We start from the raw sequence: 16,327 nt of genomic DNA, 5'->3' as shown, positions 1-16,327 counted from the left end.
ACCAGCCGTCGCGCCAGCGACACCCAAAAACAAAATTCCTCAAATAATTCTAAAGCCGACGTGTTGGGTTACGGCTAGCGCCTAACCCAACCTACAAAACCAAATAAAATCAAAACAAAAAGTACCGCTGTGCCATCGGCAACACCACCGCCGGTTCGCAAACCAACAACTCCCCATCTGCTCGCACCTGATAAGTTTGTGGGTCAACCTCAACCAGCGGCTGATAATCGTTCAACTTCAAATCCGCCTTGCCGATAGTCCGGGTGTTCTTCACTGTACCCACCCGCTTTTGCAACCCCAATTGACCAGCCAAACCGGAAGTCACCGCGATCTGCGGCAAAAAGACCATCGAATTGTTGGCGGCGGTGCGGCCGAAGCTGCCGAACATCGGCCGGTAATGCACCGGTTGTGGGGTGGGGATGGAGGCGTTGGCGTCGCCCATTGGCGCGGCGGCGATCAGGCCGCCTTTGATGATCAGGCTGGGTTTGACGCCGAAAAAAGCCGGTTGCCACAGCACCAGGTCGGCCAGTTTGCCGGCTTCGATGGAACCCACTTCATGGGAGATCCCGTGGCTGATAGCCGGGTTGATGGTGTATTTGGCGATGTAACGCTTGATGCGGAAGTTGTCGTTTTGCGCGGTGTCGCCGCTCAGCGCTCCTCGCTGAGCTTTCATTTTGTGCGCGGTCTGCCAGGTGCGGATCACCACTTCGCCGACCCGACCCATCGCTTGCGAGTCTGAGGAAATCATCGAAAACGCCCCCAGGTCGTGCAGGATGTCCTCGGCGGCGATGGTTTCGCGGCGGATTCGCGATTCGGCAAAAGCCACGTCTTCCGGGATGCTGGGGTCGAGATGGTGACAGACCATCAGCATGTCCAGATGTTCATCGACGGTGTTGACAGTGTAGGGCCGGGTCGGGTTTGTTGAGGAGGGGAGCACGTTACTCAAGCCGCAGGCCTTGATGATGTCCGGCGCGTGGCCACCGCCGGCACCTTCGGTGTGGTAGGTGTGGATGGTGCGGCCCTTGAAGGCGGCGAAGGTGTCTTCGACAAAGCCGGATTCGTTCAAGGTGTCGGTGTGGATAGCCACCTGCACGTCGTAATCGTCGGCCACGCTCAAGCAACAATCGATCGCCGCCGGCGTGGTGCCCCAATCTTCGTGTAGTTTCAGGCCCATCGCCCCGGCTTTTATTTGTTCTTCCAAGGCGCCGGGCAGGCTGGCGTTGCCCTTGCCCAGCAAGCCGAAGTTCATCGGCAAGCCGTCCAGCGCTTTGAGCATTTGCTGCAGATGCCACGGCCCCGGCGTGCAGGTGGTGGCATTGGTGCCGGTAGCCGGGCCAGTGCCGCCGCCGATCATCGTCGTTACGCCGGAGCACAGCGCTTCTTCGATCTGCTGCGGGCAGATGAAATGAATGTGAGCGTCGATGCCGCCAGCGGTCAGAATCTGGCCTTCGCCGGCGATGACTTCGGTGCCGGGGCCGACGATGATGTCAACGCCGGGTTGAATGTCGGGATTGCCAGCCTTGCCGATCTTGAAAATCCGCCCCTGCTTGATGCCGACATCGGCTTTGACGATGCCCCAGTAATCGATGATCAAGGCGTTGGTGATCACCAAATCCACGGCCTGATCGTTGCCCAACTGGCTTTGGCCCATGCCGTCGCGGATCACCTTGCCGCCGCCGAATTTCACCTCGTCGCCGTAGACGGTGTAATCGGCTTCCACTTCCAGAATCAAATCGGTGTCCGCCAGCCGCACCCGATCGCCGGTGGTGGGGCCGAACATGTCGGCATAGGCTTGTCGGCTGATCTTGCTCATGCTGGTCTCCCCAATATCCCCATAACCTTGCCTCTGAATCCGTAGACCTTGCGTTCGCCGGCGAAGGCTACCAACTGCACCTCGCGTTGTTGGCCCGGCTCGAAACGCACCGCCGTGCCGGCCGGAATATCCAGCCGAAACCCCAGGGACATGCTACGGTCGAAATGCAAGGCCGGGTTGGTTTCGTAAAAATGATAATGCGAGCCGACCTGAATCGGCCGGTCGCCGCTATTGGCGACCAGGATTTTAACGGTAGCGCGGCCGGCATTCAGTTCGATGTCGCCGGCGGCGGGGAAGATTTCTCCAGGGATCATGTGGGGCTCCTTAGTTTTTCTGTGAAGGCTTGATTTACGTGCCTCACAATCGCTTAAACATTAATTTTTTTCCACGTGCACATTTTTGCCGCTCTCGATAAACCATCCCTTCTGGTTTCTTGAGCCAACAACTTGCCAAGCACGAAAATCTTTTCCATATCCCATTCGAATGACCTTTACAAACTCATGAGGAAGAAGTTGGCCAATTTCTGCATTTATCGATGGGTAGGACTGCGGAGGTTCCTTTAACAAGACAATCGGCTCCAAGACCTCCAACCGATATTCCCTATCCGATGAAATATCGTATTGCCAAAGAACAACCAAAAACGTGGCCGTTGCGCCGATCGTAGCGATGGTGCGCCAAATTGTCTTTGGCAAGGTCATCAGACGATTGGGTCGTGAACGGTGACCAATTTGGTGCCGTCCGGAAACGTCGCCTCCACCTGTACTTCGGTAACCATGTCCGCCACACCGTCCATCACCTCGTCGCGGGTCAACAGCGTTCGGCCGTAACTCATCAACTCCGCCACGCTCTGGCCGTCGCGTGCGCCTTCCATGATCGCGGCGGAGATAAACGCCACGGCTTCCGGGTAGTTGAGTTTCAAGCCTCTGGCTTTGCGGCGCTCGGCGAGGAGGGCGGCAGTGAAGAGGAGGAGTTTGTCTTTTTCTCTGGGGGTTAATTGCATGGCGTTATCGTCAGCTAAATAGTAATTTTTGGAGTGTGGGTAAGTTGTATCGCGGTTAAATGTTTCCCAACTTGCATAGGCCTATCTGCCGAGTTATTGTGTCGTACCGTTTTTTGTACAGCAGGAGCATCAATGGACGCCATCAGTTACAGCGCCGCTCGCGCCAATTTGGCTAAAACCATGGACAAGGTTTGCGCCGACCATGCCCCCATCATCATCACCCGCAAAAGCGAATCCCCGGTGGTGATGCTGTCTCTGGAAGACTTCCAAGCCATGGAGGAAACCGCCTACCTGCTGCGTTCGCCAGCCAACGCCCGCCGCTTGCTGGAATCCATCGCCGAGCTGGAATCCGGCCAAGGCACGGAGCATGACTTAAGCGAGTGAAAATCACTTTTTCCGCCGATGCCTGGGATAGCTATCTGTACTGGCAAACCACCGACAAGGCCATTCTTAAACGCATCAACCAACTCATCAAGGAAATCCAGCGTCAGCCGTTCGAGGGCATCGGTAAGCCGGAACCGTTGAAACACGGTTTGTCCGGCTATTGGTCGCGGCGGATAAACGACGAGCATCGGATTGTTTATAAGATCGCCGGCGATACATTGTTGATTGCGCAGTTGCGGTTTCACTATGAGTATTAAGCTTGGGTTGTGTCGCTGGTTGTTTATTCGGTGTCGCTATCGCGACGGTTTTTAAAATGTCGGTTCGCGGACCGACATTAAAAACAACCGTCGCGGCAGCGACACCAAATTTACCACCCTCACCCCAACCCTCTCCCAAAAGGGAGAGGGAGCGAAAAGGCTACGGAAAGAATTTATATATTTCCTTCCTACGCATCACCGTCGCCACAACCACCAAATCATCTTTAACAATCAACCCCACCCGATAATCACCAAACCGTACTTTATAAAAACCATCATAACCCTGCATTTTCTCGATTTTCCCTAATTGAAAAATGCTGCCGGCTTGGGCTAAATCCTCAAATGCAAATTGCTCGATTTTCGGTCGCACCGATGCCGGCAAATCGGCCAATTGTTTTAAAAACTTCTTGCGATACTCAACCTGCATCAGGCCTTGTCCAGGCTGGCGTAGTATTTTTTAGCCTCCTCGATATTTAAGGTTTCGCTGTCATCGGCGTTTATTAATTGCACCAAAGCGTAATTTTCCAGAACATTTTCAATCTTCTCAAAAGTATCGATATCCAGTTGTACCGCAACTCTTTGGCTGTCTTCATTAACGATATATTGCCTTTTAAATTCCATAACCGTCTCCCAGGAAAGGTGAGTGCTCAAGATACCTATCCACTAGCGAAAAATCAAACAGCCTCACGTCGCCCAAATCCTCGGCAAACAAACTGCCTTCCCAACAACATCCCCCCGCACCAACCCCCAAACCCTCTCAAAAAACCCCTTCAACAAATCAGCCCTAAGATCCAACCCCCGACAAATCAACAAACCCTCAATCAAGGTCACCCCGCGATTAGCCTCTTCACCAATCAATTCCTGCACCGCCGCCAACTGCAAAGGTGTAGCAGGATAAACAAACAGCGTCCCGCACGCCGAATGCCCGAACAAGCCCCAGCGGGCTCGGAAGGCTTCAGCATCCAGCCGCAAGCGTTCCAGGTAAAGCAAGCGCCCGTTACGGTTGATACGCCAGTTCAATGTCGCAGAGCCATTGTCAAAGCCCTCGCCGGCGGCCGGGCGGCCCAAGGCCAATATTTCCCAGCCGATGAAGCGGGCCTGATCGGCCAAATCGATATTCATGCTGGAATTTAAGCGCGCACCCTCGTAAACGATGGTTTCCTGTGGCAGCCATTCCAGGCTGGCGTTTTCGGCGACTGCTAAATTTATGGTTTGCTGCGCTTCACCGCCGCCGCTGCGGTAAAACTTTCCGGCAGCAGGGGTGGTGATTAGCGCTTGCGCATCGCGTTCAACATTCGCTGTAATGCTTAACTGATCGCCGGCCACCACGCCGCCGGGTGGGTGCAGCAAATACACATGGCAGACGCCGCCTTCCGGATAAAAAGGCCGTTGCACGGTCAAAGGGCCGCGATGCTCGCGTCTGGCCAAGACGGTTTTGTCGCCGCGTTGGGTAAAACCCAGATTCAATTCGGCTTCCCATGCCGTTGCGTCGTTTACGGCGTCGGGAATGGAAGAAACGGCGAGGTTTGGGCGCATGGTGGTTGACTCAAAAATTCTTGGATCGGCCTGTTAGTTTTTATACCGGTCGGCTGGTGACGGCAATATATTGAGTAGGCATTCCCCTCTTTTAAAAAGAGGGGCTAGGGGAGATTTTGTAAATAAATCCCCCTCAATCCCCATTTTTCAAAGGGGGAAATTCCTGCTTAACGACATTGCGGTTAATCATGTGCCGATTGATGTGCAATATAACCGGGCCAAGTAGCAATCCCAAAATCAATGCGCTAATCAGCAAGGCCGGCAGATAAGGGATTTCCAATATCGGATGGATTAAAGCGCGGGTTAATTGCAGAAGGTTGCCGCCTTGCATCATGGCCTCGTGACTGTCGTGTGCTTCGCCGCGCATCGACCAAGCCAACAATAGCGCTCCTGCGGTCAGCAAAAATTTATCGGATTTCATCTTTGTTTCTCCGTCATCAAGCTTTGAGTAACAACGATGGGCTTCACGTTGTTCAGCCCATCCTACGCCCGTTTTGAAAATCTACCCTAGCCCCTCTTTTGCAAAGAGGGGCGTATTCAGACTGTGAGGTAACGCTTCACCATGTCGTCCGCCAGATCGTCCATCGCCCCCACGGCTACATGCCGGCCACGGTCCATGATGCAGAATTGATTGGCTACCTTGCGGGCGAACGGCAGCTTTTGTTCGACCAGCAATACCGTCACCCCCAGTTCTTTGTGGATGCGGTCGATGGCTTGATGAATTTCGCCGGGTTCCGGTTTGGCGACCGGCGTGGCTACGCCGCGCGATTTGTTCAGGCGAATGATCACGTCGCCGATTTCACTGACGATGTTGGGTTGAATGCCTTCGGTTGGCTCGTCGAGAATCAGCAGGCGAGGATTCAACACCAGTGCCCGGCCGATCGCTAATTGCTGTTGCTGACCACCGGACAGGTCGCCGCCGCGGCGTTTCAGCATTTGTTTCAGCACCGGGAAAATCTCGAAAATGCTGTCCGGGATTTTTTTGATGCCGTGTTTATTGGCGGCGCGCAGGCCGGTTTTCAGGTTTTCTTCCACGGTCAATAGCGGAAAGATTTCCCGACCTTGCGGTACGTAACCGATGCCCAGTTCGGCGCGGGATTCTGCTTTGGCTTTGGCCAGCTCCACGCCGTCGAATTGAATGCTGCCGTCGGCCACCGGCAACAGGCCCATGATGGCTTTCAGCAAAGTGGTTTTGCCGACGCCATTGCGGCCCATCAGGCAGACGCAGGCACCGGCCGGCACGCATAAATCCAGGTCCCACAAGGTGTGGCTGGCGCCGTAGTATTGTTGCAATGCGCTGATAGTTAACATCATCCCCCCAGGTAAACTTGGATCACGCGAGTATCGTTTTGCACTTCGTCCATCGAGCCTTCGGTGAGCACCGAGCCTTCGTGCAGCACAGTAACTTTACGGGCGATGCTGCGTACGAATTCCATGTCGTGTTCGACGACGACGATGGAATGTTTGCCTTGCAAGGACAGCAGTAGTTCGGCGGTGCGTTCCACTTCCTGATGGGTCATGCCGGCGATGGGTTCGTCGACCAGCATTACTTTTGGGTCTTGCATCAGCAACATGCCGATTTCCAGCCATTGTTTCTGGCCGTGCGACAAGGCACCGGCTAGTTGCCGCTGTTGGGCGGGTAGGGCGATGGTCTGCAAAACGTCCTGGATACGGTCGCGTTGTTCGTTGTTTAGTTTATGGAACAAGGTCGGCCAGGTGCGTTTGTCGGTTTTTAAAGCCAGTTCCAGGTTCTCGAACACAGTCAACGCATCAAACACGCTGGGTTTTTGGAACTTGCGGCAGATGCCGGCCTGGGCGATGGCCGGTTCGTCCAGTTCCAGCAAGTCGATGGTTTGGCCGAAAAACACCGAGCCGCTGTCCGGCTTGGTCTTGCCGGTGATCACGTCCATCAGCGTAGTTTTGCCGGCGCCGTTAGGGCCGATCAGGCAGCGCAATTCGCCGTCGTCGATGTATAGCGATAAATGGTTAAGCGCCCGGAAGCCGTCGAAGCTGACGCTGACGTCTTCCATATACAGCACTTTACCGTGGCGGGTATCGACCTCGTCCAGCGGCAGACTGGCGCCGCCTTCGGGGGTAGTGGCAGCCGAGATCATCATGCCGGTTGTCCTCCTGTGACGTTAAGAGTAGGGTCGGGTTTGACGCGACGGCGCAGCAGGCCGACGATGCCGTCGGGCATTAATAAAGTCACCAGGATGAACGCGCCGCCGAGGCAAAACAGCCAGGCGTCCGGCATCAGGCCGGTCAACACGGTTTTGGCGTAGTTGACCAGTACCGCGCCGATGATAGCCCCGTACAAGGTGCCGCGCCCGCCGACCGCGACCCAGATGACGATTTCCAATGAATTTAATGGCGAGAATTCGCTGGGGTTGATGATGCCGACCTGCGGTACGTACAGCGCGCCAGCCAGTCCGGCCAGCATCGCCGCAAACACGAACACCCACAGTTTGAATAACTCCACCCGGTAGCCGAGAAAGCGTACCCGCGATTCCTGATCGCGAACCGCGGTGACTACCCGACCCAGTTTGCTGTTCACGATCGAGCGGCAGAGCAGCAAGGCACCAATCAGGCTCAGGCCGGTCATCAGTAGCATAACCGAGCGGACCGCTTCGGATTGGATGTTGAAGCCGAGGATGTCTTTGAAATCGGTCAGGCCGTTATTGCCGCCAAAGCCCATTTCGTTACGGAAAAAAGCCAGCAATAGTGCATAGGTTAAGGCCTGGGTGATGATGGACAAGTACACGCCGGTAACCCGGGAACGAAACGCCAACCAGCCGAATACGAAGGCCAGCAAACCGGGGGCTAGGAATACCATCAACATCGCGAAACCGAAATTCTCGAAGCCTTGCCAATACCAGGGTAGTTCGGTCCAGTTCAGAAACACCATAAAGTCCGGTAATTCGGCATTGCCGTAGACGCCGCGTGTACCGATCTGCCGCATTAGATACATGCCCATCGCGTAGCCGCCCAACGCAAAGAACGCACCTTGGCCTAAAACTAAAATCCCGGCGTAGCCCCAGACCATATCGAGTGATAAGCCGAGTAGGGCGAAGGTCAGGTATTTGCCGATTAGCGAGACTGAGTAGGCCGAGAAATGCAGGGCTGAGTCTTCGGGGAAGATTAGGTTACAGAGGGGGATTAGGATTGTCACCGATGCTAATGCGGTTAGGACGGTGGTGTAGGTTTTGTCTTGGCTTAGGTTGATTAGTTTCATACCGTCTTCCGTTTTAGTGTGTCGCTGTCGCGACGGTTTTTTGTAAGTCGGGTCTCGGCCCGACAGCCGAGGTACTTTCTTTTGCTTGCCCAAAAGAAAGTACCCAAAGAAAAGGGCACCCGGATGCCGCTTGTATCCTGCGCGCCGAAGTTTTTGAATGGGGTTGACGGAAGGGGCTTCCTGCCCCTCCGTCAACGCGATGCATCCCTGCATCGCCCCTCCGGGCTGCTCACTCGGTACATCCATGTACCTCGCCCTTCGGGTGCTGCGCATGCAAATCGGCAATCCTGCCGATTTGTCCATTCAAAAACTTCGGTGCTCGGCGCGGCATACGGGGTTAAAACCATCAGCCGCCTGAATTTGCGTAGGGTGGACAACTTTGCCCACCTTTGGCTGTTCTCTCGTTCCCACGTGCTGCGTAGGAATCAGAATAAAGGGATTAAATCCTACGAGGAACAGAAAAATAAAACTAAAAAGTCAAGGGTGGAAACATTTCCAGACTGTTTGGTATTAGTCACTGCCTTCATAATTTTTACAAATTCAATGCGAAGCTCTTCGCATACTCTGTCGTGACAATTAAATGCATTCTCTGCATCGGTATTAACCGGCTTTAATCCCGCATGAGAGGTCGCTGAGATAAATTGCTTGTTAACGCCTAGCCTCGCAAACTGGCAACGCATTCTTTGAAAAATTGTAGGAATTTGATCATGTCAAAAAACTTCATACTTAAATTGTTAATAGTGGCTCCACCAGTTATTCATGCAATTACTGAATTGTTGAAAGCTATCCATACATTTATGGGTTAAACAAAATGACAATCTTTATTTTCAGTAAGTGTACAAACCTGCCATTTCCGTCAGACGGTAACGGAGGGACGTTTTTGTCCCCCTCTGCCGCGCCGAGCACCGGAGGGTTTGAACGGAATAGCCCGATAGGGGCGTCGCATGGATGCGGCGCGTTGCATGTAGGGGCTGGGAAGCCCCTTCAGGCAACCCCGTTCAAACCCGAGGAGCGCAGGAAGTAAGCGGCAGTGGGGTGTCTTTTCTTTTGGATACTTTTCTTTGGACAAGCAAAGAAAAGTATCTCGGCTGTCGGGCCGAGACTCGACTTCAAAAACCACCGTCGCGATAGCGACACAAACACCAAACCCCAAATTCATCAACCACATCAAAAGCCAACGTGTTGGGTTACGCTTCGCTAACCCAACCTACATTTTTTGGAATTACGATTCAGCAGCCCTCCCTTTCTGCGGAAACAACCCCCTCGGCTTCTTCTGAATAAACAAAATAATAAACACCAACACCAAAATCTTCGCCAATACCGCCCCTGCATAAGGCTCCAACACCTTGTTGGCGATGCCTAGGGTAAAGCCTGCGACTAATGTTCCAAATAAGTTACCCACTCCACCAAACACCACCACCATGAACGAGTCAACGATGTAAGCCTGACCGAGATTAGGGCCGACGTTGGTGATCTGGCTCAAGGCCACACCGGCCACACCGGCGATACCCGATCCCAAGCCAAACGTCATCGCATCGACCCGAGCAGTAGGAATACCCATTGCCCTAGCCATGCCGCGGTTCTGGGCGACAGCCCGAACTTCCAGTCCCAGCTTGGTACGCTTCAGGATTTGCAGCAGCGCGGTAAACACCAGCAGACAGAAGATCAGGATGTAAAAACGGTTCCAGGTTAGCGATAAAAAGTCGTTGATCTGCCAGGAGCCGCTCATCCAGTCTGGTGTAGAAACGCTACGGTTCAGCGGCGAGAAAATCGAGCGTACGGCTTGTTGCAGAAACAAACTGACACCAAAGGTCGCCAGCAAGGTTTCCAGTGGTCGGCCGTATAGAAATCTGATGATGCCGCGTTCGATGGCGATGCCGACCAGCGCCGCGACTAAGAACGCCATCGGTATCGACAGGATCAACGCAGTGCCTAAATAGCTGGGCAGCAATTGCTGCATCACGTACGTGGTATAGGCGCCCAGCATCATCAGTTCGCCGTGGGCCATGTTGATGATGCCCATCACCCCAAAGGTGATGGCCAAGCCAATGGCGGATAACACCAGCACCGCGCCCAGACTCAAACCGAAGAATACCGTCTCGACGGCGGCGTAAGCCTGCATGCGTTCGCGGATCTTGATCAAAGCCGCTTCGGCCAGATTGCGCACATCGCTATCGGCTTCCAGGTTATGACCGTCGGCGTCGGTTTCGATGATGGCTTGCAGGCTATTGACCACGTCCTGGCTATCGTGATCCTTCAACGCGTCGATGGCCTTGATGCGTAAGGTTTTATCGGTGCTATTCAGGTCTTGCAACAGCAAGACTTGTTGTATGGCTTGTTGAACCTGTTGATCGGGCTCGTCGCCAAGGTGAGATCGCAGCAGTTCGACCGCTTTGGCGTCGATGTCTTTGTTCATCGCTTTTACCGCCGCCAAGCGCAAGCTGGGATCGGCAGCATTCAGTTGCAGCTGGCCGACGATTTTGCGGATATTGCCGCGCAACTTGTTATTCAGATTGATTTTGCCGACCGCGCCGCGCTCGACCTCTGCCAACGACTCGCCTGTAAGCGGATCGGTCAAGCGGTAGCCGGTTTCACTTTCCTGGCCTATCACCAGTTTGGCCTCGTTTTTCAACTCGAACAGTTTGCCGTCTTGCAGGGCTTGCAACAACGTCAAACTGCGCATGTCGCTGCCCAGTTGTTCGATGGCTTGCTCGCGTTCGTTGATGTTGCCTTGTCTAAGCAGGTTAAGCGCTTGCTCGAAGCTGTCTTGATCGGCTGCCTGTGCGGCCAGCGGTTGGCTGACCAGGATCAACACCGTTAGCAGCCGACAGGCCAGTATGGAAAGTCGTTTAAAAACGCCGCCGATCTCCAACCAGGCCAGCGTCGAAATGGTAGGCAACACTTGAGGAGAGTGGGGTTGAACCGCGACCGAGCCAAAACCGGGCGGCGTTTTTAAACGGCTTTTAAATGTTCGCATCTTCATGACAGTTGTTCCTGTTCTGGAGGCGATTCCCACAGCCTCCTGCCGTGGGAATCGGGATAACATCCGTGTTAGTAGTTCTGTCCTGAACACTTTTTGGTTTTAGTGTTGTAGTTGCCGCAGCTGATAGGCGCGGTCCAGTCGGCGATGATGGGTTTGCTGTCCGGCAGGAAGTCGGACCAAGCGTCGCCGTCGACGACTTTGTTGGTTTGCCAAACCGTGACGAACTGGCCGTCGCCTTGAATTTCGCCGATCAACACCGGTTTGCTGATGTGATGGTTGGGCAGCATTTTGGCTACGCCGCCGCTGAGGTTAGGGAATTCCACGCCGATCAAGGCTTTTTGTACCGCTTCGGGATCGGTGGTGCCGGCTTTCTCGACCGCTTTCACCCACATGTTGAAGCCGATGTAATGCGCTTCCATCGGGTCGTTGGTCACGCGTTTCGGGTTTTTGATGTAATCCTTCCATTGCTGGATGAAGGCGGCGTTTTTGGTGGTATCGACGCTCATGAAGTAGTTCCAGGCCGCCAAGTGACCGACCAATGGTTTGGTATCCATGCCGGACAATTCTTCCTCGCCGACCGAGAAGGCGACGACCGGAATGTTTTCGGCGGAAACGCCTTGGTTGCCCAACTCTTTATAGAACGGCACGTTGGCGTCGCCGTTGATCGTCGAAACCACCGCGGTTTTCTTGCCGGCCGAGCCGAATTTCTTGATGTCGGCGACGATGCTTTGCCAATCGGAATGGCCGAACGGCGTGTAATTGATCATGATGTCTTTTTCCTTGACGCCCTTGGCTTTCAGATAGGCTTCAAGGATTTTATTGGTAGTGCGCGGATAGACGTAGTCGGTGCCGGCCAATACCCAGCGCTGCACTTTCAGGTCGTTCATCAGGTAATCGACCGCCGGAATCGCCTGCTGATTGGGCGCGGCGCCGGTATAGAACACGTTTTTGGAAGATTCTTCGCCTTCGTATTGCACCGGGTAGAACAGGATGCCGTTCAGTTCTTCGATCACCGGCAGCACCGATTTTCTGGATACGGAGGTCCAGCAACCGAAGATTGCCGAAACTTTATCCTTGGTCAGTAACTCGCGGGCTTTCTCGGCGAACAACGGCCAGTTGGAGGCCGGGTCGACGACCACTGGCTCCAATTTCTTGCCGAGCAGACCGCCTTTTTTGTTTTGCTCGTCGATCAGCATCAACATGGTGTCTTTTAAGGTGGTTTCGGAGATCGCCATCGTGCCGGACAAAGAATGCAACACACCGACTTTAATGGTGTCTTCGGCGCCGACCGGGGAGGCGGCCATGAATAGCAGCGACGACAGCGCGGCGCTTATAGCCAGTTTACGGAAAGGATTGCTTGGTATTTTCATATTAATAGTCCTATTTAAAGAGAAATTTGTAGGGGCGAATTTATTCGCCCATCGTTCAATTACAGCCGTAGGTTGGGCATTTTTGCCCACGCGCGAAGACATCTGTTCCGCGTGGACACATAAACCGTGCCCACCCTACCTTTAAATTTGCCATTGAAAGCCGACCATGACCTGGCTGGAGTTCTCGCCGGTCGCGGTGGATTTGTAATTCAGGCCTTTGGTCAACAAATCGCCGTATTGGTAGCTGGCAAACACCTTGGCGTTGTGGCCGTCGATGATGTAATTGACGCCGCCTTCGTAGACTTCGCGGGTGCTGCTGGTGCTGGGATCGACGTTGACATAGCGCAGGAAGGGTTGGAACTGGCCGATGCCGACTTTTTGCGGGAATAAATACATGCCGCTGACGTCATAAGCGTTGCCTTCGAACATATCGAAGCCGCCGCCGGCATCGCGCGATGCCTGGCTGTAGCCGTTGGAGATACCGTAGTTTTTGTACTCGCCGTTCACGGTGACCACACCGCCGCCAGCTAAGACTTTTTCCATCAACACATCGACCGTGGTACCGCGAAAGTTACCTGGATCGGCGGCCGTGCCGGCGCCGCCTTCTTGATATTGATTGGAAACACCCACTGTCAGGATGTCGCCGCCTTTACCGTAATAAGTGCCGGAGGTGTAATAGCCGGGATTTTTCTCCACGTCCCAGAAGTTATAAGCAAAGCGTTGGCCGTACAAAATATTGTCGTTGACGTTGGCACCGCCGCGCAGGCCGCGGAAGAAACCGGCGGCGTATTGGAAGCGGCCGTTAAACGCCGCACCCCAAAACGTCGCACCGTCGTCGCGGCCGAAGGAACCGGCGGAAGTGCCGTCGGATTTGATCACCAGATTATAATCGGCCGGTTCGAACGGCGTGCCGGCCGAAAAGATGTTGTAGACCGCGCTGTAGAACGGACCGTTCATCTCGCGGCGCTCGGCTGGCACCAGCATCCGGCCCACCCACAAGTTCGCGTATGGATTAACCTCGAATTTGCCGATCGCATCCAGCACCCGTACTTCGCCGCCGTTGCCGCAGGTTTGGCAGTCGGTGTTGAATTCCACTTTCAAATATTTATGAATCTGACCGTTGATATATAAACGGATGTTGTCCAGATTGAAGTCGTTGTTCCATTTTTCGCCATTCGCCCCGGCGCCGCTTTCCTGGGCGCGGAAACTGGTTCTCAGACCTGCGCCGACGCTAACCCATTTGGTATCGTCGATTTTGAAGGTGGCGCCTGCCTGCGCTTCGGGCGTTTGTCCCAGGCCGATGGCGCCCAAGGCCACCCCGCTCAGCAAGCCGATGGCCCGGCCGCTTAATTTTTGTGGGTTAAAACCAGTCATTTGCATTCCCCTTTATCTGGATTAAACAAACCATTGCCAGCGGCGATGGCGATCGAAAACGTCGGGGAGATTGTTGAATTTGCAGGCACCCGCCACAATCGGGTAAATGACTCATCAGTCATTTGACGTATGGCCGGCTACAGAGAGCTTCCGTAGAGTGCGTCTTAACTTGGGAGATTTACGATGATGAAAATAACGTCCAGTTTTTATTGTATTGCCGGCTGGTGTGGGTTGGCATTGGTGTTGATTCGCCCGGTCTCGGCGGAGCCGGCAGCCGACGCCGTTAAACCGTTGCAGGCTATCGAATTTGTGTTGGCTGATGAGAATCTGAAACAGTTCGGGGTCGCAGTGGAGCCGGCGCAAATCGCCGAGCGGGTGCGCGTCAATTTGACGGAGTGGGAGTTTCCATTAACAGCCAAAGGCCCTTACAGTCACCGCCTACTGACCAAGCTCGGTAAAGTGACGCACCGTGAAACGCCGGTGGGTTTTTCCTTTTCCAGCGGTAACTCCGACCCGCGCGCGACCGATTTTCAAAAGGCCGACGTGTTGCCGATTACCTGTACGTTGCGCGATGCGGGGACTCAAGCCGTGTTGATCGAGCGTGAATCGACTTTTAGCGCGCATGCCTTGGATAAGGACGTGTTGCCGCCGCGCATCATCGATAAATTGGTCGATCAGATTGGCACCGCCTGTCTGGATGTGTTGGAACATGTGCCGCTACCTAAGCAGCCGGGCCGTGCCAGGACCGAGTTGTTCAAGCCCAAATGGATGCCGGATGTGCGGGTGGAAGTAAGAGAAGTGCCGGGCGCGGTCGATGCGAATGGCGTCGCGCAGCCGGCCGCTGTCGGCGACGAGCCGAAGAAGGAGATTATTATTCATAATCAGGGGACGCCGGTTATCTTTCAGTTTGGGCATGACAGGAAGTGATGTTTTGCTTGGCACGATTTGCGTGTGGCGCTCATATGTATTTGATTGCGGGACGGTCTGTTCCTTCTCCCTCAGGGAGAAGGCTAGGATGAGGGGATAAGAAGGTGTCGCTGGCGCGACGGGTTTTGTTGAAGTCGGTTTCACGAAAAACCTCCCTGTTTTTCGCCCTACGGGTGCTCTCGCATGCAAATCGGCTATCCTGCCGATTTGTCGGCCCGACGGCCGAAATACTTTCTTTTGCGTGGCCAAAAGAAAGTATTCAAAGAAAAGGCCACCCGGAATTTCGCCAATTTCCTGCGCTTTTGCGAAAACCATCCATGGTTTTCGCCCTCCGGGCCAGCCTATCGGCTGTTCAAATTTGCTCCAGGCAAATTTGTCGCTTTTGGCGAGGGTTTTCCGAAGGGGCATCCAGCCCCTGCGGAAAACGAGCGGCATCCCTGCCGCTCCCCTTTCGGGCTGTTCTCGCCAAAAGCTGCGATGCTCGGGGCGGAATAACGGGAATTGTGTCCACTTTTTAAGGAAATAAGCTGTTAGACGGTATCGAGAACTAAGTATTTGATTGTGTTGTACGATGTACTAATTTGAAGCCATGTAGGCCGGAATAAGCGTTAGCGTTTCCGGCAAACGTTGAATGCCAGAAACGCCTGGCGGCTTATTCTGGCCTACGAATTTGGTTTCGTTGATTTGACCAAATCCGTTTTGATTGCGGGATGGTTTTCATCCCCTGATGCCGCGCCGAGCATCGGAGCCCGCGTAGGTCCGATTAGCGGAGCGTAATCGGACGAATGTATAAAACCAACAAAATTCACATTCTTGAAATCGTACAGAACCATGCCCAATTACCGACGCGCATTTATTCCCGGTGGCACATGGTTTTTTACGGTTAATTTATTGGAACGTAAAAACAACGATTTATTGATTCGGGAAATTGAATTGTTACGTGAGTCTGTGCGGGCGGTGCGTAAACGATATCCGTTTCAAATCGACGCCTGGGTGGTATTGCCGGAACATATGCATGCAGTTTGGACGTTGCCGTCTGGCGATGCCGATTTCAGCAAGCGATGGCGTTTAATCAAAAGCGGGTTTTCGCGGGCGTTACCGAAAATGGAGTTTCGGTCGAGTGTACGAAAAGCTGCCAATGAACGCGGAATATGGCAACGGCATTTTTGGGAGCATTCGATACGCGATGAAAAAGACTTCGAACGCCATGTTGATTATGTTCACGTCAATCCGCTTAAACATGGTCTTGTGGGACGGGCTATTGATTGGCCTTATTCCAGTTTTCATCGGTATGTCGAAAATGGCGTTTATCCGGAATATTGGGGTGGTAACGTGGATATGTCGGTGGAAGGGGATGATTAACATGCGTCCGATTACGCTGCGCTAATCGGACCTACCGATCCCGTTTTTATAAATTTAAAATTCGAGATGGTTTTCGTAGCGAAAATATT

General features: G+C 53.8%; 19 protein-coding genes. 5 read left to right on the top strand and 14 right to left on the bottom strand.

Annotated features, from left to right (window positions below; all coding sequences use genetic code 11):
- Positions 1–109: 109 nt before the first annotated feature.
- The 4 genes from ureC to ureA are packed head-to-tail and all read right to left on the bottom strand — an operon-like array spanning position 110 to position 2,813.
- A complete protein-coding gene (ureC, locus tag QZJ86_RS14330) occupies positions 110–1,813 on the bottom strand; it encodes an urease subunit alpha (RefSeq protein ID WP_301671104.1) in 1,704 nt (567 codons plus the stop codon).
- Positions 1,810–2,127, bottom strand: a complete 318-nt coding sequence (locus QZJ86_RS14325) for an urease subunit beta (RefSeq protein WP_301671103.1) — start codon at positions 2,125–2,127, stop codon at positions 1,810–1,812. Before QZJ86_RS14325 ends, ureC begins: the two co-directional genes overlap by 4 nt.
- 60 nt (positions 2,128–2,187) lie before the next feature.
- The gene (locus tag QZJ86_RS14320; protein WP_301671102.1) at positions 2,188–2,511 is read right to left on the bottom strand and encodes a hypothetical protein; all 324 of its coding nucleotides are present in this window, start codon (positions 2,509–2,511) and stop codon (positions 2,188–2,190) included.
- Positions 2,511–2,813, bottom strand: a complete 303-nt coding sequence (ureA, locus tag QZJ86_RS14315; protein WP_301671101.1) for an urease subunit gamma — start codon at positions 2,811–2,813, stop codon at positions 2,511–2,513. Before ureA ends, QZJ86_RS14320 begins: the two co-directional genes overlap by 1 nt.
- 132 nt (positions 2,814–2,945) lie before the next feature.
- Here ureA and QZJ86_RS14310 point away from each other — a divergent pair, with 132 nt between their 5' ends.
- Both QZJ86_RS14310 and QZJ86_RS14305 read left to right on the top strand, forming a co-directional pair.
- Positions 2,946–3,197 carry a type II toxin-antitoxin system Phd/YefM family antitoxin gene (locus QZJ86_RS14310; protein ID WP_301671100.1) on the top strand — a complete coding sequence of 84 codons (252 nt, stop codon included), beginning with the start codon at positions 2,946–2,948 and terminating at the stop codon, positions 3,195–3,197.
- Complete coding sequence (locus QZJ86_RS14305) at positions 3,194–3,454, top strand: Txe/YoeB family addiction module toxin (protein ID WP_301671099.1); 261 nt, start codon at positions 3,194–3,196, stop codon at positions 3,452–3,454. The genes QZJ86_RS14310 and QZJ86_RS14305 overlap by 4 nt, the downstream gene beginning before the upstream one ends.
- Before the next feature lie 160 nt (positions 3,455–3,614).
- On the opposite strand, the gene QZJ86_RS14300 is transcribed toward QZJ86_RS14305, so the two are convergent.
- The 10 genes from QZJ86_RS14300 to QZJ86_RS14255 all read right to left on the bottom strand — a co-directional run bounded on the left by QZJ86_RS14300 (position 3,615) and on the right by QZJ86_RS14255 (position 13,955).
- On the bottom strand, positions 3,615–3,881 hold the full coding sequence (locus QZJ86_RS14300) for a type II toxin-antitoxin system RelE family toxin (RefSeq protein ID WP_301671098.1): 267 nt from the start codon (positions 3,879–3,881) through the stop codon (positions 3,615–3,617).
- Complete coding sequence (locus QZJ86_RS14295; RefSeq protein ID WP_301671097.1) at positions 3,881–4,075, bottom strand: hypothetical protein; 195 nt, start codon at positions 4,073–4,075, stop codon at positions 3,881–3,883. Before QZJ86_RS14295 ends, QZJ86_RS14300 begins: the two co-directional genes overlap by 1 nt.
- A gap of 63 nt (positions 4,076–4,138) precedes the next feature.
- Positions 4,139–4,990: an urease accessory protein UreD gene (locus tag QZJ86_RS14290; RefSeq protein WP_301671096.1), complete on the bottom strand. Its 852-nt coding sequence runs from the start codon at positions 4,988–4,990 to the stop codon at positions 4,139–4,141.
- A gap of 133 nt (positions 4,991–5,123) precedes the next feature.
- Positions 5,124–5,411: a hypothetical protein gene (locus QZJ86_RS14285; RefSeq protein WP_301671095.1), complete on the bottom strand. Its 288-nt coding sequence runs from the start codon at positions 5,409–5,411 to the stop codon at positions 5,124–5,126.
- A gap of 116 nt (positions 5,412–5,527) precedes the next feature.
- Entirely contained in the window at positions 5,528–6,301 is a 774-nt protein-coding gene (locus QZJ86_RS14280; protein ID WP_301938989.1) for an ABC transporter ATP-binding protein, read from the bottom strand.
- On the bottom strand, positions 6,301–7,107 hold the full coding sequence (gene urtD / locus QZJ86_RS14275) for an urea ABC transporter ATP-binding protein UrtD (RefSeq protein ID WP_301671094.1): 807 nt from the start codon (positions 7,105–7,107) through the stop codon (positions 6,301–6,303). Before urtD ends, QZJ86_RS14280 begins: the two co-directional genes overlap by 1 nt.
- Positions 7,104–8,222, bottom strand: a complete 1,119-nt coding sequence (gene urtC, locus QZJ86_RS14270) for an urea ABC transporter permease subunit UrtC (RefSeq protein WP_301671093.1) — start codon at positions 8,220–8,222, stop codon at positions 7,104–7,106. Before urtC ends, urtD begins: the two co-directional genes overlap by 4 nt.
- A gap of 1,222 nt (positions 8,223–9,444) precedes the next feature.
- Positions 9,445–11,205 (bottom strand): urea ABC transporter permease subunit UrtB, encoded by a 1,761-nt coding sequence (urtB, locus tag QZJ86_RS14265; RefSeq protein ID WP_301671092.1) that lies wholly within the window; start codon positions 11,203–11,205, stop codon positions 9,445–9,447.
- 68 nt (positions 11,206–11,273) lie between these two features.
- Entirely contained in the window at positions 11,274–12,575 is a 1,302-nt protein-coding gene (gene urtA / locus QZJ86_RS14260; RefSeq protein ID WP_301671091.1) for an urea ABC transporter substrate-binding protein, read from the bottom strand.
- 141 nt (positions 12,576–12,716) lie between these two features.
- The gene (locus QZJ86_RS14255; RefSeq protein ID WP_407081618.1) at positions 12,717–13,955 is read right to left on the bottom strand and encodes a hypothetical protein; all 1,239 of its coding nucleotides are present in this window, start codon (positions 13,953–13,955) and stop codon (positions 12,717–12,719) included.
- Positions 13,956–14,132: 177 nt separating this feature from the next.
- Here QZJ86_RS14255 and QZJ86_RS14250 point away from each other — a divergent pair, with 177 nt between their 5' ends.
- The 3 genes from QZJ86_RS14250 to QZJ86_RS14240 all read left to right on the top strand — a co-directional run bounded on the left by QZJ86_RS14250 (position 14,133) and on the right by QZJ86_RS14240 (position 16,238).
- Entirely contained in the window at positions 14,133–14,876 is a 744-nt protein-coding gene (locus QZJ86_RS14250) for a hypothetical protein (RefSeq protein ID WP_301671089.1), read from the top strand.
- A 183-nt stretch (positions 14,877–15,059) separates the two neighbouring features.
- Positions 15,060–15,371 carry a hypothetical protein gene (locus QZJ86_RS14245; RefSeq protein WP_301671088.1) on the top strand — a complete coding sequence of 104 codons (312 nt, stop codon included), beginning with the start codon at positions 15,060–15,062 and terminating at the stop codon, positions 15,369–15,371.
- Positions 15,372–15,707: 336 nt separating this feature from the next.
- Positions 15,708–16,238, top strand: a complete 531-nt coding sequence (locus tag QZJ86_RS14240) for an REP-associated tyrosine transposase (protein ID WP_301671087.1) — start codon at positions 15,708–15,710, stop codon at positions 16,236–16,238.
- Positions 16,239–16,327: the final 89 nt, after the last annotated feature.

The sequence above is a fragment of the Methylomonas montana genome, from assembly GCF_030490285.1.
Lineage (GTDB): Bacteria > Pseudomonadota > Gammaproteobacteria > Methylococcales > Methylomonadaceae > Methylomonas > Methylomonas montana.
The sequence above is the reverse complement of the archived record's forward strand: the minus strand, read 5'-3'. Positions and strand labels throughout refer to the sequence as shown.

Excerpts from the sequence above, each read along its gene's own strand:
- QZJ86_RS14285 (WP_301671095.1), bottom strand. The coding sequence starts at position 5,411 with ATGAAATCCGATAAATTTTTGCTGACCGCAGGAGCGCTATTGTTGGCT.
- QZJ86_RS14310 (WP_301671100.1), top strand. The coding sequence starts at position 2,946 with ATGGACGCCATCAGTTACAGCGCCGCTCGCGCCAATTTGGCTAAAACC.
- ureC (WP_301671104.1), bottom strand. The coding sequence starts at position 1,813 with ATGAGCAAGATCAGCCGACAAGCCTATGCCGACATGTTCGGCCCCACC.
- urtB (WP_301671092.1), bottom strand. The coding sequence starts at position 11,205 with ATGAAGATGCGAACATTTAAAAGCCGTTTAAAAACGCCGCCCGGTTTT.
- urtA (WP_301671091.1), bottom strand. The coding sequence starts at position 12,575 with ATGAAAATACCAAGCAATCCTTTCCGTAAACTGGCTATAAGCGCCGCG.
- QZJ86_RS14240 (WP_301671087.1), top strand. The coding sequence starts at position 15,708 with ATGCCCAATTACCGACGCGCATTTATTCCCGGTGGCACATGGTTTTTT.
- QZJ86_RS14280 (WP_301938989.1), bottom strand. The coding sequence starts at position 6,301 with ATGTTAACTATCAGCGCATTGCAACAATACTACGGCGCCAGCCACACC.
- QZJ86_RS14320 (WP_301671102.1), bottom strand. The coding sequence starts at position 2,511 with ATGACCTTGCCAAAGACAATTTGGCGCACCATCGCTACGATCGGCGCA.
- QZJ86_RS14300 (WP_301671098.1), bottom strand. The coding sequence starts at position 3,881 with ATGCAGGTTGAGTATCGCAAGAAGTTTTTAAAACAATTGGCCGATTTG.
- QZJ86_RS14295 (WP_301671097.1), bottom strand. The coding sequence starts at position 4,075 with ATGGAATTTAAAAGGCAATATATCGTTAATGAAGACAGCCAAAGAGTT.
- urtC (WP_301671093.1), bottom strand. The coding sequence starts at position 8,222 with ATGAAACTAATCAACCTAAGCCAAGACAAAACCTACACCACCGTCCTA.
- QZJ86_RS14250 (WP_301671089.1), top strand. The coding sequence starts at position 14,133 with ATGATGAAAATAACGTCCAGTTTTTATTGTATTGCCGGCTGGTGTGGG.
- QZJ86_RS14325 (WP_301671103.1), bottom strand. The coding sequence starts at position 2,127 with ATGATCCCTGGAGAAATCTTCCCCGCCGCCGGCGACATCGAACTGAAT.
- ureA (WP_301671101.1), bottom strand. The coding sequence starts at position 2,813 with ATGCAATTAACCCCCAGAGAAAAAGACAAACTCCTCCTCTTCACTGCC.
- QZJ86_RS14245 (WP_301671088.1), top strand. The coding sequence starts at position 15,060 with ATGCAAATCGGCTATCCTGCCGATTTGTCGGCCCGACGGCCGAAATAC.
- urtD (WP_301671094.1), bottom strand. The coding sequence starts at position 7,107 with ATGATGATCTCGGCTGCCACTACCCCCGAAGGCGGCGCCAGTCTGCCG.
- QZJ86_RS14290 (WP_301671096.1), bottom strand. The coding sequence starts at position 4,990 with ATGCGCCCAAACCTCGCCGTTTCTTCCATTCCCGACGCCGTAAACGAC.
- QZJ86_RS14255 (WP_407081618.1), bottom strand. The coding sequence starts at position 13,955 with ATGCAAATGACTGGTTTTAACCCACAAAAATTAAGCGGCCGGGCCATC.